Source organism: Massilia sp. CT11-108, from assembly GCF_047302915.1.
Classification (GTDB): domain Bacteria; phylum Pseudomonadota; class Gammaproteobacteria; order Burkholderiales; family Burkholderiaceae_D; genus Telluria; species Telluria orientalis.
In genome coordinates, this window is sequence record NZ_JBKYMO010001635.1 from 1 (window position 1) to 252 (window position 252).

1 protein-coding gene is annotated in these 252 nt (G+C 67.9%); it reads left to right on the plus strand.

The features are described from left to right. A partial coding sequence (locus tag ACEN88_RS35860; RefSeq protein WP_413347147.1) for an IMP dehydrogenase occupies window positions 1-252 on the plus strand: 252 nt, incomplete at both ends.

The following is a 252-nucleotide window of genomic DNA, read 5'->3' on the forward strand; positions in this document are numbered from 1 at the left end:
GTGATGCTCGGCTCGCTGCTGGCCGGCTGCAACGAGAGCCCGGGCGACCTGGTCTTCGTCGGCGGCAAGCAGTTCAAGAACTACCGGGGCATGGGCTCGCTGGGGGCCATGCAGACCCGCGGCAAGAACACGTCGTACTCGAAAGACCGGTACTTCCAGGCCGACGTCCCCTCCGACGACAAGCTCATCCCCGAGGGCGTCGAGGGCCAGGTGCCCTACCGCGGCGCGCTGGGCAACGTCGTCTACCAGCTG